Origin of the sequence: Alkalimonas amylolytica (genome assembly GCF_900107845.1) — a bacterium.
Classification (GTDB): domain Bacteria; phylum Pseudomonadota; class Gammaproteobacteria; order Enterobacterales; family Alteromonadaceae; genus Alkalimonas; species Alkalimonas amylolytica.
On the sequence record NZ_FNRM01000006.1, the window covers coordinates 13,930 to 39,954 of the forward strand.

Genomic DNA, 26,025 nt, shown 5'->3' on the forward strand with positions numbered 1-26,025 from the left:
TTCTCTGAGCAAAGTGCTGGCATGTCGGCATTTTTTGTGAACTCAGAGTTCATTTCTCAGCCCGAGCTGCCCTATGCTACAATCAGCCACAAGCAAGCAAATATCCTAAACCTTTCATAGCCTTGGTACTCGCATGGAAAAATCATCGTTTTTTGGTCCACTGTTTTGGCGAAGCTTCCCAATTTGTTTGCTGTTTAGTTCGCTGCTGATGTTGTTGGCCATCGTGTTATTGCGTGCAGCCCCTCTCGGGTCTCTGTCAGTCATGACCCTGCTAAGCTGTCTGTTAAGCATCAGTCTAACTGCAGTATTGATGGCGACATCCATAAGCCACCTCTGCAATCGACTCCTGCACCGTTATCTCGCTCCCCTGCTGAAACCTTTGCATACTGCTGTTCGTGATGAGCAGTATCATGTTCGGCTTGATGAACACCGTGAGCATGACTTTGGTTTACTGGCCGGTCTGATTAACCGCCTATTGCAACGTATTGAGAAAGGTGAACAAAACGACCAGCAAGCAGAGCAGAACATCGCCCAATTGCGGCAGGAAATAGAGCAACGCATCAAAGAGCGTACCGATGCTTTAGAAACCGCCAAACTAACCGCAGAAAAAGCTAATGAAGCAAAATCCACTTTTCTGGCAACCATGAGCCATGAAATCCGCACGCCAATGAATGGTATCATTGGTACCATGGACTTATTACGCAAAACAACTCTCAATAATGCTCAATTCCGCATGACAGATACCATTCGGGAGTCGTCGTTTTCACTGCTACGGATTCTGGATGATATTCTCGATTTCTCAAAGATCGAGGCCGGCAAGCTGGAACTGGAGAGTATCCCGCTTTCTTTGGCAGAAATCATCGAAGCTGTTGGCCGGATTTTGGTATCGGTTGCTCATCAACGTCAAATCGATTTAAAACTCTTTATTGACCCACGGATTCCAGATGGTCTTTTTGGTGATCCGGTTCGCCTGCGACAAATACTCTACAACCTGGCTGGCAATGCCATTAAATTTACCAGTACCACCCCGGAGAAAACCGGACTGGTGGTGATCCGGGCAGACCTACTGGAAAGCACCATCGATTACTGCCAGGTACTGTTTAGCATCATAGATAATGGCAAGGGCATGACCAAGCGGCAAATAAACTATGTATTTCAGCCATTTAATCAGGCTGAGGGTTCCATTACCCGTAAGTTTGGTGGCACCGGTTTAGGCCTGTCGATTTGTCAGAGGTTAACCTCTTTAATGTATGGTCAGATTGAGGTGCAAAGTGAGTTGGATAAAGGCACCGAGTTCCGGGTGCAAATACCGCTTCGCCGTTCCGATGAAGTAAAACAGCTTGATGCTGAGCTGTTACGCGATGTCCAGCTGGTGCTTTTTAGTACGGATCTGGACAATACCGAACATCTAAGCTGCTACCTGGACTATCTAGGTGCAGATTATCACAGTTATCAGCGCTTCGAGCAGCTGCTTGAGCGCGCTGAACAACAGCAGTTGTTACCGCCAAAAATCAAAGGCGTCTGGTTGCTCGATGCCACCTATGAGCAAATTAGTAGTGCTCAGATTGCGCAGTTGGTTGAACACGGCAAGTTACAACAAATTCGTTTTGTTGTTATTACCAACTTGATTGAATTGACGGAACAAAGCAACGAGCGGGTGATTTATCTGCACAGTTCCCCTATTTGTCGCAGCCATGTAGTAGATGCCATTTTAGTAGCTGCTGGCAAAAAAACCAATGTACTATTTGAACAAAGCCAACAGCAGGCATTTAAAACAGCGCCAACATTGGAAGCCGCTCGCCGAAAAGGCCAATTAATTTTGCTGGCTGAAGACAATCAGATGAATCAGAAAGTCATCCTGGATCAACTCAATGCTCTGGGCTATGCAGCTGAAGTCGCTGACGATGGCGCCATCGCACTGGAAATGTGGCGAAACTACCGCTACCCGTTAATCCTGACAGATCTGCATATGCCCAATATGAGTGGCTACGATCTGACCGAAGCGGTCAGAAAAGAAGCATTGCAAGCCAATGATGATAATCAGTTTACCCGCATCATTGCCATTACCGCCAATGCACTCAAAGGCGAAGAACAAAAATGTCTAAGTATTGGTATGGATGGCTACATCACTAAGCCCATAGAGTTGAATATTCTGGAGAGCCTGCTACAACGATGGTTACCGCAACAACCAACTCCCAATAAACAATTAATTGCGCAGCAAGGCGCCCGGGAAACAAGCCCTCAGGCACCGATTTGCTTTACCACCATTGCCAATTACCTGGGCAATGATCCAGCTAAGCACGAGGAACATCTGAATTTTTTTATTCAACAGGCAAAACCGCTGCTTAACACGCTAGAAACAGCATTGCAGGAGCGTGAACGCTCGCTGGCTCGTCAGCAAACCCATCAGTTAAAAGCCATGGCCAAAAGTATCGGAGCATTAAATCTGACAGCCCATGCACTGCAGTTAGAGCAAGCCTGCGCAAAGAAAGACTGGGCCAGTTTGCATGAGTATTTCCGACAGCTCAAAGTAGAATTTCAGACCGTGGAGAACTATGTCCGACAACGCTATTAGCAACTGTCGGACCTCAGTAAGATGGCTTCAGTATCTACTACCCGGGTTAGTACCTAGCTCGCCGAGGTATCCAGCTCTGTAAAGCCTTTAATCAATTCGTCCAATGCCTTCATCTGCGCCAGATAAGGCTCCAGCTTTGCTAATGGCAAGGCGCAGGGGCCATCACACTTGGCCAGGTTAGGATCCGGATGCGCTTCTATAAACAGACCGGCCAGCCCAAGCGCCATGCCTGAACGTGCCAGTTGTGCCGCCTGAGCCCGACGACCATCGGCTGAGTCTGCCCGTCCCCCCGGACGCTGCAACGCATGGGTGGCATCAAAAATAACCGGTGCCATTGCTTTCATATCATCCATGCCGAGCATATCCACCACCAGATTGTTGTAACCGAAGCTGGAACCTCGCTCGCACAGCATCACCTGCTCATTACCCGCTTCACTAAACTTGGTAAGAATATGGCGCATTTCTGCTGGTGCCAAAAACTGTGGCTTCTTCACATTGATCACAGCACCGGTTTTGGCCATCGCAACCACCAAATCGGTCTGGCGCGCCAAAAATGCTGGCAGTTGCAGTACGTCCACCACCTCCGCAACTGGGGCTGCCTGCCAGGGTTCATGCACATCGGTAATCAATGGTACCTGAAAAGTTTGTTTAATCTCCTGAAAGATTTTCAGCCCCTCATCCAGGCCCGGCCCTCGGTAGGAGTGAATGGAAGAACGATTGGCTTTATCAAAAGAGGCTTTGAATACGTAGGGAATACCAAGTTTTTCGGTAACTGCTACATAGTGCTCGGCGATACGCATCGCCAAATCCCGCGACTCCAGTACATTCATACCGCCAAACAATACAAAAGGCAGCTGGTTATTTACAGTAACGTTGCCAAAAGCGATGGTTTGTTGTGTCATAAAAACCCTTGTAGTTGATACTGTGCAAGCAGAACAGGACAAAGAACGCCGTTAAAGCAGCTATTTTGTCATAAGCTGAGGAAAAACAGCAGCCTTATCCATCAAGTAGGCTGACAGAAATGCGGTTAGAAGCATAGCATTAAAGAAGGTCTAAGACATGACAGCAAGTTATAGCCTGGCTGCTGTTAACGAATATCGTCTTCATCCGAATCCGGATACTTCTTCAAAATAGCTTCCAGTTTGTCTACACGGGTTTTAAAGAGTTCTACCAGCTTTGGATCGAACTGTTTGCCAGACTCACTCTCTATCAAATCAACTACTTTCTCTAACGGCCAGGCGGACTTGTAGCAGCGTCTATGACGCAAGGCATCGTATACATCAGCAATGGCTGCAATACGGCCATAGATATGAATGTCCTCCCCTTTCTTGCCATCCGGATAACCACTACCATCCCATTTTTCATGGTGATCGCGTGCAATAATGGCACCGGCTTGAATAATGGCCCGCTTGGAGTTTTTCAGAATGTCATACCCAATGGTGGCATGGGTTTTCATTACTTCCCACTCGCGCGCATCCAGCCGCTGAGGTTTATTTAAAATGCCATCAGGAATACCTACCTTACCTACATCATGCAGCGGCGAGGCAAACATCAGTTTTTCAGCTTCCTCTTCCGGCAAGCCATAGGCTTTGGCCAAATCGTAGCAGATAAAGGCTACCCGCTTGACATGGTTGCCAGTTTCAATGGAACGATGCTCCACCGCTTCACTAAGCCGATAGACGATTTCCCGCTGAGTATCTTCAATTTCATGCTGCAGTTGCACATTCTCATAAGCAATCTGCACATTCTGTGAAAACAGCTCAATCAATTTCTTCTGGCTGTCAGTTATCTGGCCAGGCAGCCCGGAGATATAGAGTAATGAACCATGGGTAAATTTGCTGGTGCAATAGGCCACCAGATAATTTTCTTTGTAGACGATGCTACGGGTTTTCAAGGCAGCGTGAAAGGCTTCAAGCAACGGTTGCTCAAGCACCTTGGTCACCGGCTCACCTTCTTTTTTCTCGAACTCCCCCATACCGGCAAATACAATCAGATGCTCCGGATCGGTATCCTCCCCGGGACTACCCGCCACCAGTGAAGATGTCACCAACAGAGCATCGTCGTTGCAACCAAGAATCGAGGTGAGCTGCTGCAGTACGCCATCAATAAACTGCTCCATCGAATGAGCAGAGAACAAATCAGCCGACGCATTAATAATTTTTTCCAGCCCCTGGCGGCTGTGATCGATGGCGAGAATATCGCGGTAGGAACGCAAACTCGACATCACGACGGTAAAAAGCTTTTGCGCGGTGAGTTCCGTTTTGGATTTGTAGTCATTGATATCGTAATTGACGATCACTTGTCGCTCTGGTGCCTGCCCAGGCTGACCGGTCCGCAAGATGATACGCACATGATTGTTCATCAACTCTTCACGGATATAACGCGCAACTTGCAATCCGGCATCGTCGGTTTCCATCACAACATCGAGCAGCATGATGGCCGTATCAGGATGCTGTTGCATCAAAGCTTTGGCTTCAGCACCGGAGTAAGCACTGATAAACTCTAGGTTCTTGCCCTGAAAGCTAAAGTCGCTAAGGGCCAACTTGGTGACGGCATGCACCTCAGCCTCATCATCCACCACCAGCACTTTCCAGCGGACATGGCTGCTGGCTTGCTCCGGTTGCTCCTGCTCCGGCACTTCATCGGCGAATAAAAAGTCATCGCTCATGCACACATCACTCTTTGGCTCATCCACCCTTAAGTTATATGTGTAGAATGGCAATTGGTCAAAGATTAATGCAAGGATCTTTGATTAGAGCGTGCGTTGGCCGAAGCTGATACGCCATTGACCACCATAGTCTTTTTTGGATTGGATCTGGTTAAAGCCAGCATCTTCTAAACGCTCGCGGACAGCCCCTGCCTGCTGATAGCCATGCTCCAGTAACAGCCAGCCGCCCGGTTGCAACTGCTGCACACTGCCCGCAATTATTTGCTCAATATCGGCCAGCCCATGCTCAGCAGCCACCAAGGCGGTTTTAGGTTCAAACCTCACGTCGCCCTGCTGCAGATGCTCATCATTTGGTTCAATATAGGGAGGATTACTAACAATCAACTCAAATTGCCGTGCCCTAACGGCGGCATACCAGTTGCTCTGCAAAAAATGGCAGTTTGTCAGCTGCAAAGCAGCTTTATTGGTAGTAGCGCAGGCCACAGCTTCTGGCTGCAAATCAACACCGATCACCTGCCAGCCCGGCCGCTCTTTGGCCAGCGCCAGCGCAATGGCGCCGGTGCCGGTGCCTAAATCCAGTACTTTGGCATCTGCCGGCAGTGAGAGCTGCAGCGCTTGTTCTACCAAAATCTCGGTATCAGCCCGTGGGATCAAGGTGGCTGGCGATACCGCCAGTTCAAAATCCCAGAAGTGCCATTGCTTCAGCACATATGCCAGCGGCGTGCCGCTTTGGCGCTGCTGTAGAATGACATCCAGCTGTTGCCGCTGCTCTGCGGTCAACGGCTGCGCGGCGTGGCTATACAAGTAGCTGTAATTGCACTGCAATACATGACTCAGGCAGTATTTGGCTTCGACCTCCGCTTCACCCGTGACTTGCGCCAGCACAGTGCTAGCCTGCTTTAACCAACTGGCAATGGTGCAGACGGAGTTATTCCCCATGATTTAGTTGTCTTCGGACATGGCAGCCAGCAAATCGGCCTGATGCTCTTGTCGAATCGGTTCCAGCACCAGCTCCAGGCTGCCCTCCATGATTTCACTCAACCGGTACAAGGTGAGGTTGATGCGATGATCGGTCAGTCGGCCTTGCGGGAAGTTGTAGGTTCGAATACGCTCTGAGCGATCGCCACTGCCTACCAGCAAGCGGCGGGTCGACTCTTCGGACAAACGGCGCTTTTCATCTTCAGCGGCCTGAATACGCGATTGCAACATGCTCATCGCTTTGGCACGGTTTTTATGCTGTGAGCGCTCTTCCTGACACTCCACCACAATACCGGTTGGTAAATGCGTTAAACGAATGGCCGAGTCAGTCCGGTTGACGTGCTGACCACCGGCCCCGGATGCGCGGAAGGTATCGACCCGTAAATCGGCCGGGTTGATTTCAATGGCGTCGCTTTCCGGAATTTCCGGCATCACCGCCACAGTACAGGCGGAAGTATGCACCCGGCCTTGCGACTCGGTCGCCGGCACCCGCTGCACCCGATGACCACCGGATTCAAACTTCATGGTGCCATAAACGCCCTCACCGGATAAATGCGCGATGATTTCTTTGTATCCACCGTGCTCACCTTCACTGGCACTCATCACCTCAAGCCGCCAGCCGCGGTTTTCCGCAAACCGACTGTACATACGAAATAAATCCCCGGCAAAAATTGCCGCTTCATCACCACCGGCACCAGCCCGGATTTCCAAAAAGCAGTTGCTGCTGTCATTCGGATCTTTCGGTAACATCAGAATTTGCAGTTCAGCCTGCAGCGCTTCGAGTTGCTGCTTTAGCTCTTTGAACTCATCCTGTGCCATCTCACGCACGTCAGGATCACTGTCCTGCAGCATCAGCTCAGTGTCTTTTAACCCTTGCTCCACCTGTTGGTAGTGCGAAAAAGCTTTGCTGACATCTTCCAGTTGACTGTATTCTTTCGACAACTCGCGAAAACGCTCCTGATTGGCGATGATGCTGGCGTCACTGAGCAGCGCCTGAACTTCTTCGTAGCGCTCTGTCAAGGCTTCCAGCTTGCCGTATACCGATGCTTTCATGATGACTGTGGTTCCTTGGGAAAATCCGGCTCTGAATCAGAGGTCGAGTAAAATGTTAATCAGCCTTTGCGGCTCAAGTTGGTCATCCTGCACCAACTGACGGATGGCCTTGGTCGGGCTGTGCATCAGGCGGTTGCTAAGACGGTTGGCCAGCTCGGCCATGACTTTTTCCGGCTCCTGGCCGGCTACCAGTTGATTGGCTGCTTTGGCCAACAACTCGTTTTTAATCTGTTCGCACTGTTGGCGATAATCCCGCACCCAGTCGACATTGCCCTGCAGCAATTGCCACTGCTGAAACTCCGCCACGCCCAGACCAATCATCTGCTCAGCCTGCTGCGCTGCCTGCTGGCGCGATTCCATATTCTGCGCAATGATAGTCTGCAAATCGTCCACCGTGTACAGGTACGCATCATCCAGCTCTGCAACCTGGGCTTCAATATCACGCGGCACCGCCAAATCAACCAGAAACATCGGCTTGTGTTTACGCACTTTCAGCGCTTGTTCTACCATGCCTTTGCCAATAATAGGCAGGGTACTGGCAGTGGAACTTATCACCACATCAGCGCGGCCGAGCACCGCAGGCACCTGTGATAAGGTCACCACTTCGGCACCAAAAGCTTCAGCCAGTGCCAAGCCACGCTCGTAGGTCCGGTTGGCTACTGTTAGCTTACTGGCACCCTGCTCTTTTAAGTGACGCGCGACCAACTCGATGGTTTCACCGGCGCCAATCAACAGCACCGAGACTTTATCCAAGCGGCCAAATATTTGTTTTGCCAGGCTGACGGCGACAAAGGCAACCGATACCGCATTGGCACCAATCTCCGTTTCCGTGCGAACCTGCTTGGCAATGGCAAAGGTTTTTTGAAACAAACGCTCAAACTGCGGATTGATGGTACCGGCTTGGCGCGATTGGTTGTAGGCTTGTTTTACCTGGCCGAGGATTTGCGGCTCACCCAACACCAGCGAATCCAGCCCGGCTGCCACCCGCATCAGGTGTGTTGCTGCATCCTGCTGCTGATACAGATATAAATGCGGCTGCAGTAATTGGCTGTCTAATTGATGAAATTCACTCAACCAGGCAATCACCTGTTCCGCTTGCTCGGTGGAACCGTTAAAATACAACTCAGTTCGATTGCAAGTAGACAGGATCACCGCATCGGTGACATTCGCCACGGTAGCCAGCTCACGCAGCGCCTGCGGCACCTGTTCAGGTGCAAAAGCCACTTGTTCACGCAGTGCCACTGGTGCTGTTTTGTGATTAATGCCTAATGCGTAAATGGCCATTCACCTGTAATAACCTTGATATTGAAGGGGCGAATTGTACGAAAAACCCCAGGTTAATAAAAGCTCAGACGAGGACTTTCGTGTGCCAATAGCCGTAAAAAGCCTGTTTACCCTATTATTGCTGACGCTGATGCTCAGTGGTTGTAGCATAAAACCCCAAACTGATGGCCCAATACTCTCGGCCAAGCAACGGCTGGAGCGGATTGAGCAGCTGCAGCACTTTGAGCTAACCGCCACCATGGGCATTCGCAGCCCGGCCGATAATGTTAGCGGCAGTCTGCACTGGCAGCAGCAGGGCGAAGACTACCAGGCCCGGATGACCAATTTTCTTGGCATTCGTATTTTTAGCCTGGCAAGCAGCGCTGGCAGCACCCGCTTGCAAGTGCAGGGCGAAGATTACCAAGCCAGTAATAGCACGGAGCTGATGCTGGCGCTGACTGGCTGGAGCCTGCCGCTGGACGATATGTCGTTGTGGCTTAAAGGCCTGGCTGGCGACAATGCCAGCGCCAAAGAATACGATGCGCTTGGCCGTTTAATTGCGTTCGAATTGTTGGATCGCAGTGGCTACCGCTGGCAGGTGCGCTATCAACGCTTTTTCCCCGATGGCCTGGCCCTGCCCAGGAACATCGAAGTGCAATCGGATGATTTTCATATCAAGCTGGTGATCCGGAGCTGGCAACTATGAGTGCCCAACTCAGCTTGCCGGCCGTGGCTAAACTGAATTTATTTTTACACATCACCGGGCGCAGAGCCGATGGCTATCATGAGCTGCAAAGTATTTTTCAGCTGCTGGATTATGGCGATACCCTGCATTTTTCAGTCCTTCCCAGCGCAGAGCTCACCTTAAGCTGCAATCAGGCTGAGCTGGTGACCGAGGACAATCTGGTGCTAAAAGCCGCGCGTTTATTGCAGCGTACCACCGGCTGTACTCAGGGTGCACGGATCCAACTGGAGAAACGATTGCCCATGGGCGGCGGCCTGGGGGGCGGATCTTCCGATGCCGCCACCACCCTGTTGGCGCTGAACCAGCTGTGGCAACTGGAACTGAACCAGCAGCAACTGGCCAGGCTCGGCTTGCAACTGGGCGCCGATGTGCCCGTTTTTGTGCAGGGTTACACGGCGTTTGCCGAAGGCGTCGGTGAACATCTTACGCCGATTGCACTGCCCGAACGCTGGTACCTGGTCGCCACACCAGATTGCCATATTTCCACCAAAGAAATATTTCAACACCCTGATTTGCCAAGAGATACAGCCAAAATCAGCCGGCAGCAAGTACTGGAGTCGGAGTGGCGTAACGACTGCGAGCCACTGGTCAGTCAGCTCTATCCGAATGTTGCATTCACCTTACAGTGGTTGTTAGAATACGCCCCAAGCCGCATGACAGGGACCGGAGCCAGTGTGTTCGCCGCGTTTTCTGATCGTTTGCAAGCGGAAGCTGCTCTGCGCAACTTGCCCCCGTTCTGTCGGGGCTTTGTTGCCAGAGGGGTCAATGAGTCGCCAACCCTGGCTGCTCTGGCCGCGTTTAGGTAATGCCGCATCTATTACCATCAGGGCCCTGCTTGTGGCAGGGTCAAAACTGTTTAACCGGACTCCAACTGCCCTGAGGATCCTACCGTGCCCGATATGAAGGTTTTTGCTGGTAACGCCATACCAGAACTCGCAAGCAAAATTGCCAGCCGACTCTACATCAAATTAGGTGATGCCGATGTTGGCCGTTTCAGCGATGGCGAAGTCAGCGTCATGATCAATGAAAATGTCCGTGGCTCCGACGTTTTCATCATTCAGTCCACCTGTGCGCCAACCAATGACAATCTGATGGAACTGATCGTGATGGTGGATGCATTACGTCGTGCTTCTGCCGGCCGGATCACTGCGGTGCTACCTTACTTTGGTTATGCTCGCCAGGATCGTCGGGTCCGTTCTGCCCGGGTGCCTATTACCGCCAAAGTCGTGGCTGATTTTCTGTCGAGCGTTGGAGTGGATCGGGTACTGACCGTGGACCTTCATGCCGAGCAGATCCAGGGTTTCTTTGATGTGCCGGTCGATAACGTCTTTGCCAGCCCGGTGCTGCTGGAAGATATGCGCAAGCAGGATTTGCAATCACCGGTGGTGGTTTCACCGGATATCGGTGGCGTAGTCCGGGCCCGAGCTGTCGCCAAGCTGTTGAACGATGCCGATTTAGCCATCATCGACAAACGTCGCCCTAAAGCCAATGTGTCGCAAGTGATGCACATCATCGGTGATGTGAAGGATCGCGACTGTATTCTGGTCGATGATATGATTGATACCGGCGGCACCCTGTGCAAAGCCGCTGAAGCACTGAAAGAGCAAGGCGCCAAGCGGGTGTTTGCCTACGCCACCCACCCGGTGTTCTCCGGCAATGCGCCACAAATCATTGCCAACTCGGTGATCGATGAACTGATCGTGACCGATACCATTCCACTCAGTGCTGAGATGAAGAAAGTCGCCAAAGTGCGCCAGCTGTCGCTAAGCGAGATGATGGCCGAGTGCATTCGCCGCATCAGCAATGAAGAATCCATTTCGTCGATGTTTGATTAAGCACATCTCGATGCAGTGACAGAAGGCACCTCAGGGTGCCTTTTTCATTGCGCGCTGATTCTTCGGGTGGTATTATGTCGCGCCCCTTCAGGGGGTGAACGTCCCACAGTCTGGTCGCGGGCTGTGGAACCTTATGAATTATTGGAGAAAGCCCATGTCTGACGCAATTTATACATTAGATGCTGAAGTCCGGACTGACCTGGGGAAAGGTGCGAGCCGCCGCCTGCGTCACGAGGATAAAGTACCAGCCATCATTTACGGTGGTCACAAAGATGCTCTGTCAATCACGTTAGAGCACTCTAAGCTTTTGAAAGCACAAAGCTTTGAATCTTTCTACTCGCACATTCTGACCCTGAATGTCGGCAAAGAAAAGATCCAGGCCATCGTCAAAGATATGCAGCGTCACCCGTTCAAGCCAAAAATCCTGCACGTCGATTTCCAACGTGTTGAAGCTGGCCATGAACTGCACACCACTGTGCCTCTGCACTTCCTGAACGAAGACGTTGCCATCAAGAAAGGCGGTGTGGTTGTTCACGGTGCCAACGAAGTAGAAATCAACGTGCTGCCAAAAGATCTGCCTGAGTTCATCGAAGTTGATCTGAGCAATGTTGAAATCGGTCAGACCATCCACTTGTCTGATCTGGTTGCCCCGAAAGGCGTTACCTTCACTCAGTTGACCAAAGGCGAAGGCCATGACCTGGCTGTCGTTTCTGTCAACAAACCTGCTGGTAAAGCAGTAGATACTGACGAAGGTGAAGCAGCCGAATCTGCTGAGTAATGTCACAGCCGATCCAGCTGATCGTGGGCCTGGGTAATCCAGGCCCCGAATACAGCCAGACCAGACACAATGCCGGCGCCTGGTTTGTAGAACAACTGGCACGACAGGCTCAGACGTCGCTAAAACATGAGCCCAAATACTTTGGTGATATAGCCCGTATTCCATTGGCTGGTCACGATATCAAACTGCTTATCCCCACCACCTTTATGAATTTAAGCGGCAAAGCCGTGCAGGCCGTGGCGCAGTTTTATAAAATCCCCACCGAGCACATCTTAGTCGCGCACGATGAAATGGCGCTGCCGCCAGGGGTTGCCCGTTTTAAACTCGGAGGCGGTCACGCCGGTCACAATGGCTTAAAAGACACCACAGCACGGCTGGCCAATGATGCCAACTTTTTGCGGTTACGGCTTGGTATTGGCCATCCGGGGGATAAACACAAAGTTACCGGCTATGTGCTTGGCAAAGCACCAGCCAGTGAGCAAACACTAATCGAAGCCAGTATTGATGAGGCATTGCGTTGTCTGCCAATACTGTTGAAGGATGGCCTGGTCAAAGCGCAAAGCCGTTTGCATAGTTTTCAGGCCACCACCGCGTAACTGGCAGCATGTCGCTGCACAACGATAGGACACTGTCATGGGATTTAAATGTGGAATCGTCGGCTTACCGAATGTTGGTAAATCAACCTTGTTCAATGCACTGACCAAAGCCGGTATAGAAGCGGCCAACTTTCCGTTTTGTACCATTGAGCCCAATACCGGCGTGGTACCGGTACCGGATCAGCGCCTGAACCAGCTGGCCGACATCGTTAAGCCACAGCGGGTGATCCCTACCACCATGGAATTTGTCGACATTGCTGGCCTGGTCAAAGGCGCTTCCAAAGGTGAAGGCCTTGGCAACAAATTTCTGGCCAATATCCGCGAAACCGACGCCATCGGTCATGTAGTGCGCTGTTTTGATGACGACAACATCATCCATGTCGCCGGCAAAGTCGACCCGGCCGATGACATTGATACCATCAATATGGAGCTGGTACTGGCTGATATGGAAAGCGCCGAACGGGCCATGCTGCGGGTTGGTAAAAAAGCCAAATCGGGCGACAAAGACGCCAAGGCCGAGTTAGATGTACTGGCCAAGGTGAAGGCGCATCTGGAGGAAGGTCTGACCCTGCGCCAACTGGCACTGGAGCCGGAAGAAGTGGCCCTGGTAAGCTACATGAACTTCCTGACCATCAAGCCAACCATGTACATCGCCAATGTCACCGAAGACGGCTTTGAGAACAACCCTTACCTTGATATCGTGCTTGACATTGCTGCCAAAGAAGACGCCATTGTGGTACCGGTTTGCGCCGCCATTGAATCGGAAATTGCCGAACTGGAAGACGACGAAAAAGCCGAATTTATGGCCGATCTTGGCCTGGAAGAACCCGGCTTGAACCGGGTGATCCGCGGCGGCTACTCGCTGCTGAGTCTGCAAACTTATTTCACCGCCGGTGTAAAAGAAGTTCGGGCCTGGACCGTTGCCATTGGCGCCAGCGCACCGAAAGCTGCCGGCGTCATCCATACCGACTTTGAAAAAGGCTTTATCCGCGCGGAAGTGATTGGCTTTGACGACTTTATTGCCTGCAAGGGTGAAGCCGGTGCCAAAGAGGCTGGCAAGCTGCGGGTGGAAGGCAAAAATTACATTGTAAAAGATGGCGATGTGATGCATTTCCTGTTTAATGTGTAAGCAACTGGCGAAACTATCCACAAGCCGTGTGTTGCTTTGTGTATAAAAACAGCAAACGGGCTTTGGCAGCCAGCATAATTTGCAAAAAACGGTTGACGCTGCCAAAGCAGATACGGATAATACGCGCCACTTGCTGAAGACAAGTTAACGTGGCTACATAGCTCAGCTGGTTAGAGCACAGCACTCATAATGCTGGGGTCGCAGGTTCGATTCCCGCTGTAGCCACCACTTTACTTCTTCAGGTACATATCGCGGAAGTGGCGGAATTGGTAGACGCACTGGATTTAGGTTCCAGCGCCGCAAGGTGTGAGAGTTCGAGTCTCTCCTTCCGCACCAAATGTACCAGGCAAGGAGAAACATTGCAGGGGTGTAGCCAAGCGGTAAGGCAGCGGGTTTTGATCCCGCCATGCCCAGGTTCGAATCCTGGCACCCCTGCCATTTCTCTTTCTCCGGTTGTAAATCCTTGTTAGGGGTGTAGCCAAGCGGTAAGGCAGCGGGTTTTGATCCCGCCATGCCCAGGTTCGAATCCTGGCACCCCTGCCATTCTCAGCGACTTTAACACGACAAATCCTACCATAATATTAGATAACGACTGCTCAGCCTGTTGCATAGCGGGTGACCATCTTTTTCAGCAAAGCACTGCGCCCGGCCAGTACCAAACCCAATTGACGTAATTGCCGCACTAACGGCCATCGACTGCCAAAGCCATGGTAGAGTAGATCCATGCTGCTCATCATCAGCCAGTTCTGCGGCTGACGCTGCTGCTGATAGCGCGCCAGCAGGGCTTGCGGTTGCTCGAGTGCAGTCACACCTGCTTGCTGCAACAACTGGCACACTAAGGCGGCATCCGCAAAGCCAAGATTTACGCCCTGCCCGGCCATGGGATGAATGGCATGCGCAGCATCGCCGACCAGCACCACTCGCTGCTGGTAATAGGACAAAGCATGTAAACGCTGCAACGGAAACCAGGTGGCCCGCTGTACCTCGATGCGCCCCAACTGCGCCGGGAAAGCCGCCATCATGGCCTGACTGAGTGCAGCCGGTGACATGGCAGCCAGCTGCTGTACTTTGGGCAGATTGTCGTACCAAACCAGTGAGCCTTGCTGGCCCGGCAGCGGCAAGAAAGCTTTTGGACCGGTTTCAGTAAATTGCTGCCAGGTGACATCCTGCTCCGGCAGCTCGGTGGCTACATGGGCCACCAGGCAGCCCTGCGCATAACGCCAGCCGCGGGTACCAATGCCAGCCAGCTGGCGCAGGGCCGAACGGGCACCATCGGCCGCAATCACCAAACGGCTGTGCAGGCAGTCGCCATTATCCAGCGTCAGCTGTGCGCTGTCGGCATCCTGTTGCAGTGCGGTTACTCTGGCCGGGCAAAACAGCTGCAAGCTCTTTGGAAACTGCTGCCAGCACGCCAGCTGCAGCAGGCGGTTTTCGACAATATGGCCAAGTTCGCTCTGGTTGATGCTGGCGGCGTTAAACTCCACGCTGTGCTCTGGATGCTCAAAGGCCTGTAAACGGCGATACGGACAAAGCCGCATTGCAGCAACCGCCTGCCAGGCACCGAATTGCTCCAACCACTGCTGGCTGCGCTGGCTGATGGCCGATACCCGTAAGTCTGCCGGTTGGCTGGCGTCATAGGGCTCTGGCTGCTGTGCTTCTACCAGTGCCACCTGCCAGCCCTGCTGCGCCATGTAAGCCGCAATGCTAGCACCAACCATGCCACCACCAACCACCGTCAGATCAAACATCTTTCGCCCTCTGCATTTTTCAACCGGAACATTGTACGCTAAAATGGATGGTCTGTGCTGCTTCGGCAGACGATAGACGTAACGATGCCATGCCTGATCGCAGCGGGTCAGACAGAATTCAACATCTGCCACTAAAAGCAGTTGACGGCTGTTGAAAAATACGGCATTTTGCGCGCCTTTATTCAAGGGTTCTCCGACACTGATTCGGGGGCTCGGGCTTACTCTAACGGAGAAGTTAAATGCGAAATGTAACGGTTGCTGCCACCCAAATGATCGGTGGTTGGAATGTAGACGAGAACATTGCCCGTGGTGAGAAACTGGTCCGTCAGGCCGCGGCTCAGGGGGCTCAGATCATCCTGTTGCAGGAGCTGTTTGAGCGCAATTACTTCTGCCAGAAACAAAAAGAAGCCTATCTGGATTTTGCCACCACAGTAGAAGAAAACCCGGCCATTCGCCACTTCCAGGCCATTGCCAAAGAGCTGGCGGTGGTCTTGCCAATCAGCTTTTATGAAAAAGCAGGCAACTGTTTTTACAACAGCATCGCCGTACTGGATGCGGACGGCAGCCTGCTTGGTGTCTATCGCAAAAGTCATATCCCGGATGGCCCTGGTTACTCCGAGAAATTCTATTTCACGCCGGGCGACAGTGGTTTTAAAGTCTGGCAAACCCGTTACGCCAAAATCGGCATTGGCATCTGCTGGGATCAATGGTTCCCGGAGTGTGCCCGCAGCATGGCGCTGATGGGTGCTGAACTATTGTTCTACCCAACCGCCATTGGCAGCGAGCCACACGATGCCACTGTGAACTCACGTGATCACTGGCAGCGCACCCAGCAAGGTCATGCCGCTGCCAACCTGGTGCCGCTGATTGCTTCCAACCGCATTGGCGTGGAAACCGAGGATGATTTCGCCATCACCTTCTATGGCAGCTCCTTTATTGCCAATGAGTACGGTGCCAAGGTGCAAGAAGCAGATGAAAGCTCAGAAGCCGTACTGGTACACACCTTTGATTTGGATGAAGTGGCGCAAAACCGGCGCGGCTGGGGCGTGTTCCGTGATCGTCGTATTGATTTGTATCAGCCGCTGCTGACCAAAGATGGCTTCACCCAGCAGGGTGGCAACTAAGTTGGCGCGCACGCTGAGCACAACCCCACGGCAGGATGGCTTTTACATGCCTGCCGAGTGGCAACCACATCGCCAGACCTGGATGGTATGGCCGGAGCGCACCGACAACTGGCGCTTGGGTGCCAAGCCTGCTCAGGCAGCCTTTACCCGGGTCATTCAGGCCATCGCCCGCTTTGAGCCGGTCACGGTTGGGGTATCAGCCAACCAGTATGGCAATGCGCTGGCCCAGCTGCACAGCAGCCCGGAGCTGGCGGAGCGCATTCGCGTAATTGAGCTCTCCAGCAACGATGCCTGGTGTCGTGATACCGGCCCCAGTTTTGTGGTCAATGGCAAGGGCGACGTACGGGGCATAGACTGGACGTTCAACGCCTGGGGCGGCCTGAATGGTGGCTTGTATTTCCCCTGGCATCTGGACGATCAGGTCGCCAGCAAGGTGCTGAGTGTCGAGCAGCAACTGCGTTATCGCACCGAAGGCTTTGTGCTGGAAGGCGGCGCCATTCATGTCGACGGCGAAGGCACCGTACTGACTACGGAAGAGTGTTTGCTCAACCCCAATCGTAACCCGCATTTAAGCCGGGCTCAGATCGAGCAGATGCTGCATGAGTATCTCGGCACCAGCAAAGTGATCTGGCTGGAACAAGGCATCTACCTGGATGAGACCGATGGCCACATAGACAACATGGCCTGTTTTGTCCGTCCTGGTGAAGTGCTGCTGGCCTGGACCGATGATGAAAAGGATCCGCAGTACGCCCGCTCCCAAGCGGCGCTTAACGTACTGGAAAACAGCACCGATGCCCAAGGCCGTGCTATTAAGGTGCACAAGCTGCCATTACCGGCTCCCATTATTGCTGAGCCGGAAGAATATGCCAGTGTCGACTCAGTACTGCACACCATTCCCCGCGAAGCTCATGCCCGACTGGCAGGCTCCTACATCAACTTTTATCTGTGCAATGGCGGTCTGATTATGCCCGCTTTTGACGATCCGAATGACGAAGTCGCTGCAGCCATCCTGCGCGAGCTGTTCCCGGAGCGCGACGTGGTGCTGGTGCCTGGGCGGGAAATTCTGCTTGGCGGTGGCAATATTCACTGCATTACCCAGCAGCAGCCAGCCTGATACCAACCTCATGTCTCTGTAAAGCACAGCGCTATCTTGCCACAGTGGTTCCTTTATCGGGACCACTGTGCACCCTACCTTACAAAGACGTCTAAACATCTTTACTACCACATAAAGAAATTGCTATAGACCAATTTTTCCTTAGCTCAGAGCAAAGCATTCTAAAGTTTTATTTGCCTATTTTTTGCACCAATGTTCATTATTTAAGCGCTCTGATTCAAATGAGCACATTAGATAACAATAAAACTGAGGAACATCCAATGACCTTAAAACACCAGCTGACCATAGCTGGAATTGCGGCGAGCCTAGCTTTTGCCGCTCTTCCTGCCTGGTCACAAGCCAGTCTGCTCAGCGTTCCTGAGCACAAAACCATTCCCAACCAATACATTGTGGTCTTAAAAGACCAAGAGTTGGCTTTATTCGGTGCCGATGCAGTCAACGTAAAAGCGCGAAGCTACAGCCAGCTGGCACAAGGCACTGTGAAAGCAGAATTCAATCATGCCCTGAAAGGTTTTGTAATTGAAACAAATGACAGCGGTGTCAAAACCTTACTGCAGCAAACATCGGTGGATTACATCGAGCCTGTGCAGCGTATCTCGCTGTACAACCAGCAAAATAATGCGCCTTGGGGCTTGGATCGCCTGGACCAGCAGAATCTGCCTTTAAATGGTGTCTATCGTTATGATTTAACCGGTGCAGGCGTCAATGCCTATGTGATTGACACAGGTATCAACACCAGCCATACACAATTTCGTGGTCGTATTGGAAGGGTCGTGACCACCATAGGGAATAACCCCGAAGACTGCAATGGCCATGGTACTCATGTTGCTGGCAGTATTGGTGCCACGACCTATGGCGTTGCCAAACAAGTGACGCTCCACTCCGTAAAAGTGTTTGGCTGCGGAGGAGAAACCACTTCCACAGCCATCATTCAAGGCATTGACTGGGTGGCAGCCAACGCTGTTCGTCCTGCCGTCGCCAATATGAGCTTGGGTGGCGGGGCTTCAGCCGCCCTTGATCAAGCCACCAATCGTTTGATCCAACGCGGGGTGGCCACCGTGGTAGCAGCGGGTAACAGCAATGCCAATGCCTGCAACACATCCCCGGCACGGGTCGCTGCCGCTATGACGGTTGGTTCATCAACCCGCACCGATAGCCGCTCCAACTTTTCCAACTGGGGCAGCTGCGTCAATATCTTTGCTCCAGGTTCGGACATTATTGCTCCCTGGATTGGTAGCGCTAATGCCACCCGAACCATCAGCGGCACTTCCATGGCCAGTCCTCATGTGGCCGGAGCTGCAGCGCTTTACCTGCAACAAAACCCCAATGCCACACCCGCTCAGGTAGCCCAGGCTATCTACAGCAATGCCGCCACTGGCAAAATTACCAATACCAATGGCACCGTGAACCGGCTACTCAACACTGAGTTTTTGCTGGGTGGCGGTGGTGGTAATCAACCACCAGTTGCCAGCTTTACGGCAAGTATTAATGGGCTAACAGTCAGTCTGCAAGATACATCCACCGATGATCAGGGCGTGGTCAGTTGGCAGTGGGATTTTGGTGATGGCAACAACTCGAGCCAGCAAAACCCAATGCATAACTATGCTCAAAGTGGCACTTACAGCATCAGCCTGACCGTGGCCGACCAACAAGGCTTGCAAAGCACAGCTCGCAGAACCATTACGGTTAGTGGTGGCGGTGGCGGTGGTTGTGATGGCTTAACTGCCTGGTCAGCAAGCACCCCTTATCAGGCTGGCCAGCAGGTCAGTTACAATGGTCGTCGCTATGAAGCAACCTGGTGGTCAACCGGTGCTCGTCCGGATCTGTTTAGCAACGTCTGGCGTGATCTGGGCCCTTGCAGCGGTGGTGGCGGTGGCAATCAACCACCTGTAGCCGAATTCGACTTTCAGGCCAATGGACTGACTGTGCAGTTCACTGACCGTAGTACCGACGATCAGGGTGTAGTCAGCTGGCAGTGGAGCTTTGGCGATGGTAGCAGCTCTGCTCAACAGCACCCGGTACACAGCTACAGGCAGGCCGGCAGTTATCAGGTACAGCTGAACGTGGCAGATGCGGATGGTGCCAGCCATACAATTACCCGTACGGTGAGTGTGACCAATCAGGGCGGGGGCTGCTCCGGTTTAGCAACCTGGCAAGCCAGTGCTGTCTATACCGCCGGTGATCAAGTTCAGCATAATGGCCAACGCTATCGGGCCAACTGGTGGACTCAAAACCAGAACCCAAGCCAGTATTCCGGTCAATGGGCTGTCTGGACTCATCAGGGCACTTGTCAATAAAGCGTGAGCGGTATGGGGAGTCCTTCGTCTCCCCATTTGTATCTACTTGCGTAAATACAGAGTTCTATTAGACTGGGAAATTAAGAGCTTGATTATCAAGGAACAAGGATGAAATTAGCACACCGGCTTAGCATTGGATATATACTGTTGGCTTTACTGCTCAACGGATGCTCCTCTGCAAATAGTTCCCTGTCTGCTCAAGATAAAAGCGGCAATGATAGTACGGAAAAATTACGTTTTGCAGACATTCCTGTAAACCAGGATTTGTTTACAAACGAAACAGTTATGCCGCTGCCCATGCCACCGGAAATTTTCTTCCTAACTGCAGAGCAGCAGCGAGAGTTTCTCGAGTTTTATTACGATGAGGCACGACAACATCTGTTACCCGACCGGCGGCTGGCCAGTTTCGTTGAACGGCGGTACACAGACTTTAATTATTATGGCAAGACCTTAAAAGCCACCAATAGCTTGCAAGGTGAAACAGGCAACTGTTTATCTCTGGCCATTCTAACAACCGCCTACGCCCGTTTAATTGATGTTAGCGTTGATTATCAGTTGGTGTATTCAGTGCCGATTTATGAACTCATCGACGATACCCTTTATGTATCAAGTCATATTCGCTCCAGAGTATCCTCGCCGAGTGAACACAACAGAGAAACTGGCCAGATCAGTTACTCCCACTCTTTTATTGACTACTTCCCAAGCGCACGGCGTCAAAGGGGGCAGTATATTTCTGAGCAACACTTTATCTCTATGTTTTACCAAAATGTGGCAGCAGAGCTTTTAAAGCAAAATGATGATGAAGCAGCATTTCCGTATCTGATGAAAGCATTGCAGATCGCTCCGGATAATGTCGCCGCTTTGAATGCTTTGGCAGTCTTGCACCGCCGTAAGCAAGACGTCATCACAGCAGAAAAACTCTATCGTTTTATTTTGGACTATTACCCAGTCAATCTGAATGCCATGATCAACTTCCGGGAAATGCTCACCCTGCAAGGGCGCTATAAAGAGGCTCATGCCCTGAATGAAACCATCAGCCACATCAATGACCCCAACCCTTATGAATGGATTTTCCTGGCAGACGAAGCAATACAGCATGGCCAACTGGCACGGGCCGAACGCTATTTAGAGCGCGCGCAACATCTGGCACCCTACCTGGATGAGATTTATTTCCGCTATGCTCACATCGACTATCAGCGTGGACGTATAACTTCCGCGCAGCACCATTTATCCACAGCCCATCAGTTTGCCCGTACAGTAGACAGACGACAATTGTACAAAGCCAAACTCGGAGTCTTGCATGCAGCCGAGTGAAACTGATTGGTTTTTCTATCTGCTCAGAACCAACAGAGGTCAAATCTATACCGGGATTAGCACCGATCCACAAAGGCGGTTACGTCAGCACAATGGTGAGCTGGCCGGTGGTGCCAAAGCGCTACGCGGGCAGCGGCCATTGCAATTGTTGTATCAAGAGCCCTACCCGTGTCGCAGCAGCGCTAGCAAAGCGGAATATCAATTTAAACAATTGAACAAACAACAAAAAGAAGCCTTTATTCGCCTAAAGACGGATGGAGCTCTGGCCAGTTCCCCGCTAGAATAACTCTTTTCCCCTGCACTAAGGAGCTGGCCTGCAGATGCCTGTGTTGCCACTGGACAACTACGCCCTGATCCTCGGCTATCTGGCCATCGGCCTGCTGCTGCGACTGGTGCCAGCCATGCCGGCCGACAGTGCGCGAGCCTTGAATGCTTATGTGCTGAATGTCGCCTTGCCTGCACTGGTGTTGTTGAAAATCCCCGAACTGCAGTTTTCCGCCCAACTCTGGCTGCCGGTATTAACCCCCTGGTTGCTGCTAGTGCTGGTGGCAGGCCTGACATTGCTGGTTGGGCATTGGCTGAACTGGAGCCGGGATACCAAGGTAGCCCTACTTATTGTATTGCCGCTTGGCAATACCTCTTTTCTTGGCTTTCCGATGGTGGAAGCCTTTTGGGGCAGTGATCGCATGCCCGTGGCCATTATCTACGATCAGCTCGGCTCTTTTATCGCCCTGGCTACCTACTCCACCATTCTGGCCAGTCTGTACGGTCAACAGCAATCATCGGCCAGTATGAAAGCTATTGCGCGCAAAGTACTCAGCTCACCGCCCCTCTTGGCCTTGCTGCTGGCACTGATGCTACGCAACAGCAGCTATCCGGCTTTGGCAACCCAGCTACTCAACAATGTGGCTGCCACCCTAGTGCCAGTGGTGATGATCGCGGTTGGCTTTAGCCTTCGTTTTCGCCTGCAAGCCAGTGAATTAAAGCCTCTCGCCTTTGGCTTGCTGGTGACACTGGTTCTGATGCCATTGATGGCTTATGCTATAGCAAGTAGCAGCTCAGTGGATGCCAGCTTGCGACAAACTGTGGTTTTTATGGCAGCGATGCCGCCAATGATCTCGGCAGGTGCCATTGCCATTATGGCCGGGCTGGCACCGCGTCTGGTCAGTGCCCTGGTAGGTTTCGGTGTACTACTTAGCTTTGTGACCTTGCCTGTCGTGTACTGGCTGTTGCAATAACTGTATCTAAAGGAAAACCGATGGTCGATATTGCCCTAAACTGGTGGCAACAACATATAGAATTACTTTTGAGCCCAGCCACCTGGTGGCAACTGGTGGTGTTGGCGGTTGCTGCGGTGGCAGCTTCCCTGTTCAACCGGCGCATCCAACAACTGCTGGAAGCACAGGCTTCATCCAGCTTACAGGGCTTTCGTCATATTGCAGTGCGCAGTATTCAGAGGTTACTGTGGCCGCTGATTGCCTTGGCGGTAGTATTACCAGCCAAAGCTGTGCTTCAGTGGTACGATCTTCCCCTGCAACTGCTGGCCATTGCTGTGCCTATCCTCTGGGCGCTGGCGCTGATCCGTTTTAGCATCTATTTACTACGCAAAGCCTTTACCATCAATCCATTGCTCAAGTCTTCTGAAAGTGCCTTGTCGGTATTGATTTGGCTCGGTGTGGTGTTGCATCTGCTTGGCTGGCTGCCAACGGTGCTGGGCTTTTTGGACAGCATGGCACTTAACCTGGGCGAAAACCGCATTTCAGTCTTGTCAGTGATAAAGCTGTTACTGCTGGTTGGTCTGGCATTTACCCTGGCGATCTGGCTGTCGGAACTTATCAGCCGACAATTGCAGCGCTCGGCCAATATCTCACCCAGCATGCGGGTTGGCTTTAACAAGTTCAGTAAGTTTATTCTGCTCACCCTGGCCTTTTTAATCGCGCTGAATGCGGTTGGCATTAACCTTAGTTCGTTGGCTATTTTTGGCGGTGCTTTAGGTGTGGGCTTGGGCTTTGGTTTGCAGCGCATTGCGTCCAACTTTATCAGCGGTTTTATTCTGGTACTGGACCGCTCCATCAAACCCGGTGATGTCATTACCGTGGGTGATAAATTTGGCTGGGTCGAAGCACTGAATTCCCGCTATGTGGTGGTGCGAAACCGTGAAGGGGTGGATACGTTAATCCCCAATGAAAACCTGATCACGTCGGAAGTGATCAACTGGAGCTATGCCGATCGCAATGTGCGGGTGGTGATCCCGGTACAAATTAGTTACAACGACGATCCCGAGCAAGCCATGGCCCTGATGCTGGAGTGCGCTAAGGCATCTCCCCGGATTTTGCAGGAACCAGTCCCTACCGTGCGTTTAATGGAGTTTGCTGATAGCGGCATAGAACTCCAACTACGGGTGTGGATTGCCGACCCGGAGAATGGTACTGGCGGGGTCAAATCGGAAGTAAACCTGGCGATTTGGCGCGCATTTAAAGAGCATAAAATTACCATTCCCTACCCACAACGCGATTTGCATATTAAATCGATGCCAGACAACCTGCCTTAACCGCTAGCAACCGCCCATTAAAATGGGCGCACGCATGCGTCCTGATATCTTGCATGAGACAGAGTCAAAATATGAACACTCCATTGACAATGGTAGCAGTAGAGTGATAAATTTTGAGCAATTAATCACTGGATAAAGGAATCTGCATTATGTCAGGTGTAGCGAATTTAGTTGTTGAAGCTGGAAGTCAAATCATTGGTGTTTTCAGTAGCAAAATTTCGGCTGATCAGATTTACAAACATATCTACCCTTCGTTAGTATTTATCATAAATACAAAAGGTAGAAAGTCCCGCGAAGCCAAGGGATTACTTTCTGTATTAGAAAGTTTAGCTCCAGCAGGCGCTAAGCGACGTAACTTTTCACGTCGATATATTCAAAATGTCGATGGCTGGAAAGAGTTACCAACGGATCCCCAACGAATTCCATTTGGTTTTTGGCATTAATTATGTTGAAAAAAACTGCATTGGCTTTGAGTGCAATTTACTTGCTACTCACCATCTACACCAATGGATACAACTTCATTACGGGTATTGAAGAGTTTACAGTAACTACTCTCATAGAGTGGTCGCTTGTCATCTTGATACTGACGCTGAGCACTGTTGGCTGCTACGCCCATGTCCGTTCGATCAAATTAGGTACTGCTTGGTCATGGATTATACTGGCTATAGCCTTAGCTGTTTTGATAGTATATTCTGTCGTGCAAGTGATCGGTTATAGCACTTCAATAACCTTGTTCGAAGCACTCAGTACGACTATTCTAATGGCTGCTTTCTTCACACCAATTTTCATTTCTTTGCTTCAATATGCACGAAGCTTCACTCGAGACGCCAACAGAAAATCCTGAAGCCCAGTGAGCAAGCCTCCCCATAAATATCAGCTCATAAAGCAGGGCGCATCACTGCGCCCTTATAATAGAAAGAATTTTATTAAACCAAGCTGATTTTAGCAAACTTGCGCTTGCCAACCTGGTAGATGGCTTCACTGCCTTTGGTGATTTCCAGCTTGCTGTCGTCGATTTTTTCATCGCCGTTGCGCTTCACTGCACCTTGCTTGATCATCCGCATGGCTTCCGAAGTACTGGCGACCAGGCCGGCTTCTTTTAACAGATTGGCAATCGGCATGGCTTCGCCATCACAGCTTAGCTGCAGCTCTGGAATATCATCCGGCAGCGCATTTTTGGAAAAGCGCTGAATAAAATCCTGCTCGGCGGCATCGGCTGCAGCAGTATCGTGGAAACGGGCAATGATTTCTTTGGCCAGCTCAATTTTAACATCACGTGGGTTGCCACCTTCGGCGATCCGCTGCTTCAATGCTTCTATCTCCGTCAACGGCCTGAAGCTTAACAGTTCAAAGTAACGCCACATCAGCTCATCCGAAATCGACATGATTTTACCAAACATCTCGTTCGGTGCATCGGTGATGCCAACATAGTTGCCCAAAGATTTCGACATCTTCTGCACGCCATCCAGACCCTCCAGCAAAGGCACCATCATCACCGTTTGCGGCCGCTGCCCCGCTTCTTTTTGCAGCTCACGGCCCATCAGCAGGTTAAAGCGCTGATCGGTACCGCCCATCTCAACATCGGCCTCCAGCGCTACCGAATCCCAGCCCTGCACCAAGGGATACAAGAATTCATGAATGGCAATCGACTGATTGTTGGCAAAACGCTTTTTAAAGTCATCGCGCTCTAGCATCCTGGCGACCGTTTGCTGTGATGCCAGTCGGATTAAACCAGCAGCACCCAGCTCATTCATCCACTCCGAATTAAAGGCGATACGGGTCTTGGCTGGGTCGAGAATTTTAAACACCTGCTCTTTGTAGGTTTCAGCGTTGGCCAGCACATCGTCCCGGCTCAATGGCTTACGGGTGACATTTTTGCCGCTGGGATCACCTATCATGCCGGTGAAGTCGCCAATCAGGAAAATCACTTCATGACCATACTGCTGGAAGGTGCGCAGTTTATTAATAAGCACAGTATGACCCAGATGCAAATCTGGTGCTGTTGGATCAAACCCTGCTTTAATTTTCAATGGTTTGCCTTGCTTTAGCTTGGCAATCAGCTCTTCTTCCAGCAAAATCTCTTCGCAGCCGCGTTTTAGCTCAGCAAACGCCTGCTCCCAGTTGGTCATGGTGGTCTCCAAAAAAGTAATCGTCATTGTCAGGATCGGTTATTTTAACTGATGCAGCCAGCATTGGAAATTGCACAATACTGGCAACAGTGAAAAAAAAACGTTATGCTGCTAATTTAAGCAGTAAC

At 51.5% G+C, this 26,025-nt stretch carries 23 protein-coding genes and 4 tRNA genes; 20 read left to right on the forward strand and 7 right to left on the reverse strand.

Features of this window, described 5'->3' with window-relative positions; genetic code table 11:
* The first annotated feature begins 310 nt into the window (after positions 1 to 310).
* The gene (locus BLW37_RS11995; RefSeq protein ID WP_245785722.1) at positions 311 to 2,575 is read left to right on the forward strand and encodes a hybrid sensor histidine kinase/response regulator; all 2,265 of its coding nucleotides are present in this window, start codon (positions 311 to 313) and stop codon (positions 2,573 to 2,575) included.
* 53 nt (positions 2,576 to 2,628) lie between these two features.
* On the opposite strand, the gene kdsA is transcribed toward BLW37_RS11995, so the two are convergent.
* From kdsA to hemA, 5 genes are all read right to left on the reverse strand, one after another.
* Positions 2,629 to 3,477 carry a 3-deoxy-8-phosphooctulonate synthase gene (gene kdsA / locus BLW37_RS12000; RefSeq protein WP_091343200.1) on the reverse strand — a complete coding sequence of 283 codons (849 nt, stop codon included), beginning with the start codon at positions 3,475 to 3,477 and terminating at the stop codon, positions 2,629 to 2,631.
* Between the two features lie 185 nt (positions 3,478 to 3,662).
* Positions 3,663 to 5,243, reverse strand: coding sequence for a DUF3369 domain-containing protein (locus BLW37_RS12005; protein ID WP_091343202.1), 1,581 nt, complete (start codon positions 5,241 to 5,243; stop codon positions 3,663 to 3,665).
* Between the two features lie 84 nt (positions 5,244 to 5,327).
* The gene (gene prmC, locus BLW37_RS12010; protein ID WP_091343204.1) at positions 5,328 to 6,182 is read right to left on the reverse strand and encodes a peptide chain release factor N(5)-glutamine methyltransferase; all 855 of its coding nucleotides are present in this window, start codon (positions 6,180 to 6,182) and stop codon (positions 5,328 to 5,330) included.
* Between the two features lie 3 nt (positions 6,183 to 6,185).
* On the reverse strand, positions 6,186 to 7,274 hold the full coding sequence (prfA, locus tag BLW37_RS12015; protein WP_091343206.1) for a peptide chain release factor 1: 1,089 nt from the start codon (positions 7,272 to 7,274) through the stop codon (positions 6,186 to 6,188).
* Between the two features lie 36 nt (positions 7,275 to 7,310).
* Positions 7,311 to 8,558 (reverse strand): glutamyl-tRNA reductase, encoded by a 1,248-nt coding sequence (hemA, locus tag BLW37_RS12020; RefSeq protein WP_091343209.1) that lies wholly within the window; start codon positions 8,556 to 8,558, stop codon positions 7,311 to 7,313.
* A gap of 82 nt (positions 8,559 to 8,640) precedes the next feature.
* Here hemA and lolB point away from each other — a divergent pair, with 82 nt between their 5' ends.
* From lolB to BLW37_RS12070, 10 genes are all read left to right on the forward strand, one after another.
* A complete protein-coding gene (gene lolB / locus BLW37_RS12025) occupies positions 8,641 to 9,243 on the forward strand; it encodes a lipoprotein insertase outer membrane protein LolB (protein ID WP_139243710.1) in 603 nt (200 codons plus the stop codon).
* Positions 9,240 to 10,088, forward strand: a complete 849-nt coding sequence (gene ispE / locus BLW37_RS12030; protein ID WP_091343213.1) for a 4-(cytidine 5'-diphospho)-2-C-methyl-D-erythritol kinase — start codon at positions 9,240 to 9,242, stop codon at positions 10,086 to 10,088. The genes lolB and ispE overlap by 4 nt, the downstream gene beginning before the upstream one ends.
* An 84-nt stretch (positions 10,089 to 10,172) precedes the next feature.
* Complete coding sequence (locus BLW37_RS12035; RefSeq protein ID WP_139243711.1) at positions 10,173 to 11,117, forward strand: ribose-phosphate pyrophosphokinase; 945 nt, start codon at positions 10,173 to 10,175, stop codon at positions 11,115 to 11,117.
* A 154-nt stretch (positions 11,118 to 11,271) separates the two neighbouring features.
* Positions 11,272 to 11,895 carry a 50S ribosomal protein L25/general stress protein Ctc gene (locus BLW37_RS12040; RefSeq protein WP_091343217.1) on the forward strand — a complete coding sequence of 208 codons (624 nt, stop codon included), beginning with the start codon at positions 11,272 to 11,274 and terminating at the stop codon, positions 11,893 to 11,895.
* The gene (pth, locus tag BLW37_RS12045; protein ID WP_091343219.1) at positions 11,895 to 12,491 is read left to right on the forward strand and encodes an aminoacyl-tRNA hydrolase; all 597 of its coding nucleotides are present in this window, start codon (positions 11,895 to 11,897) and stop codon (positions 12,489 to 12,491) included. Before BLW37_RS12040 ends, pth begins: the two co-directional genes overlap by 1 nt.
* Before the next feature lie 37 nt (positions 12,492 to 12,528).
* Positions 12,529 to 13,620: a redox-regulated ATPase YchF gene (gene ychF, locus BLW37_RS12050; RefSeq protein ID WP_091343220.1), complete on the forward strand. Its 1,092-nt coding sequence runs from the start codon at positions 12,529 to 12,531 to the stop codon at positions 13,618 to 13,620.
* 151 nt (positions 13,621 to 13,771) lie between these two features.
* Positions 13,772 to 13,848 (forward strand) — tRNA-Met (locus BLW37_RS12055).
* 23 nt (positions 13,849 to 13,871) lie between these two features.
* A tRNA-Leu gene (locus tag BLW37_RS12060) sits at positions 13,872 to 13,956 on the forward strand.
* A gap of 27 nt (positions 13,957 to 13,983) precedes the next feature.
* Positions 13,984 to 14,058 (forward strand) — tRNA-Gln (locus BLW37_RS12065).
* Positions 14,059 to 14,088: 30 nt separating this feature from the next.
* A tRNA-Gln gene (locus BLW37_RS12070) sits at positions 14,089 to 14,163 on the forward strand.
* Positions 14,164 to 14,216: 53 nt separating this feature from the next.
* Here the strand turns inward: BLW37_RS12070 and BLW37_RS12075 are convergent.
* Positions 14,217 to 15,368: an FAD-dependent oxidoreductase gene (locus BLW37_RS12075; protein WP_091343723.1), complete on the reverse strand. Its 1,152-nt coding sequence runs from the start codon at positions 15,366 to 15,368 to the stop codon at positions 14,217 to 14,219.
* Positions 15,369 to 15,607: 239 nt separating this feature from the next.
* Between BLW37_RS12075 and aguB the strand changes: the two genes are divergently transcribed.
* The 9 genes from aguB (at position 15,608) to BLW37_RS12120 (ending at position 24,612) form a co-directional block, all read left to right on the forward strand.
* Positions 15,608 to 16,492, forward strand: coding sequence for an N-carbamoylputrescine amidase (aguB, locus tag BLW37_RS12080; RefSeq protein WP_091343222.1), 885 nt, complete (start codon positions 15,608 to 15,610; stop codon positions 16,490 to 16,492).
* Entirely contained in the window at positions 16,464 to 17,606 is a 1,143-nt protein-coding gene (aguA, locus tag BLW37_RS12085; protein WP_171907615.1) for an agmatine deiminase, read from the forward strand. The genes aguB and aguA overlap by 29 nt, the downstream gene beginning before the upstream one ends.
* 260 nt (positions 17,607 to 17,866) lie before the next feature.
* On the forward strand, positions 17,867 to 19,903 hold the full coding sequence (locus tag BLW37_RS12090) for a S8 family serine peptidase (RefSeq protein ID WP_091343226.1): 2,037 nt from the start codon (positions 17,867 to 17,869) through the stop codon (positions 19,901 to 19,903).
* A 285-nt stretch (positions 19,904 to 20,188) separates the two neighbouring features.
* A complete protein-coding gene (locus BLW37_RS12095) occupies positions 20,189 to 21,217 on the forward strand; it encodes a tetratricopeptide repeat protein (protein ID WP_139243712.1) in 1,029 nt (342 codons plus the stop codon).
* Positions 21,204 to 21,503 carry a GIY-YIG nuclease family protein gene (locus BLW37_RS12100; RefSeq protein WP_091343229.1) on the forward strand — a complete coding sequence of 100 codons (300 nt, stop codon included), beginning with the start codon at positions 21,204 to 21,206 and terminating at the stop codon, positions 21,501 to 21,503. Before BLW37_RS12095 ends, BLW37_RS12100 begins: the two co-directional genes overlap by 14 nt.
* A 34-nt stretch (positions 21,504 to 21,537) precedes the next feature.
* The gene (locus tag BLW37_RS12105) at positions 21,538 to 22,455 is read left to right on the forward strand and encodes an AEC family transporter (protein ID WP_245785723.1); all 918 of its coding nucleotides are present in this window, start codon (positions 21,538 to 21,540) and stop codon (positions 22,453 to 22,455) included.
* A gap of 20 nt (positions 22,456 to 22,475) precedes the next feature.
* A complete protein-coding gene (locus BLW37_RS12110; protein WP_091343230.1) occupies positions 22,476 to 23,768 on the forward strand; it encodes a mechanosensitive ion channel family protein in 1,293 nt (430 codons plus the stop codon).
* Positions 23,769 to 23,917: 149 nt separating this feature from the next.
* Positions 23,918 to 24,211, forward strand: coding sequence for a hypothetical protein (locus tag BLW37_RS12115; protein ID WP_091343232.1), 294 nt, complete (start codon positions 23,918 to 23,920; stop codon positions 24,209 to 24,211).
* A 2-nt stretch (positions 24,212 to 24,213) separates the two neighbouring features.
* Positions 24,214 to 24,612: a hypothetical protein gene (locus BLW37_RS12120; protein WP_091343233.1), complete on the forward strand. Its 399-nt coding sequence runs from the start codon at positions 24,214 to 24,216 to the stop codon at positions 24,610 to 24,612.
* Between the two features lie 82 nt (positions 24,613 to 24,694).
* On the opposite strand, the gene tyrS is transcribed toward BLW37_RS12120, so the two are convergent.
* Entirely contained in the window at positions 24,695 to 25,897 is a 1,203-nt protein-coding gene (tyrS, locus tag BLW37_RS12125; RefSeq protein ID WP_091343727.1) for a tyrosine--tRNA ligase, read from the reverse strand.
* Positions 25,898 to 26,025 lie beyond the last annotated feature (128 nt).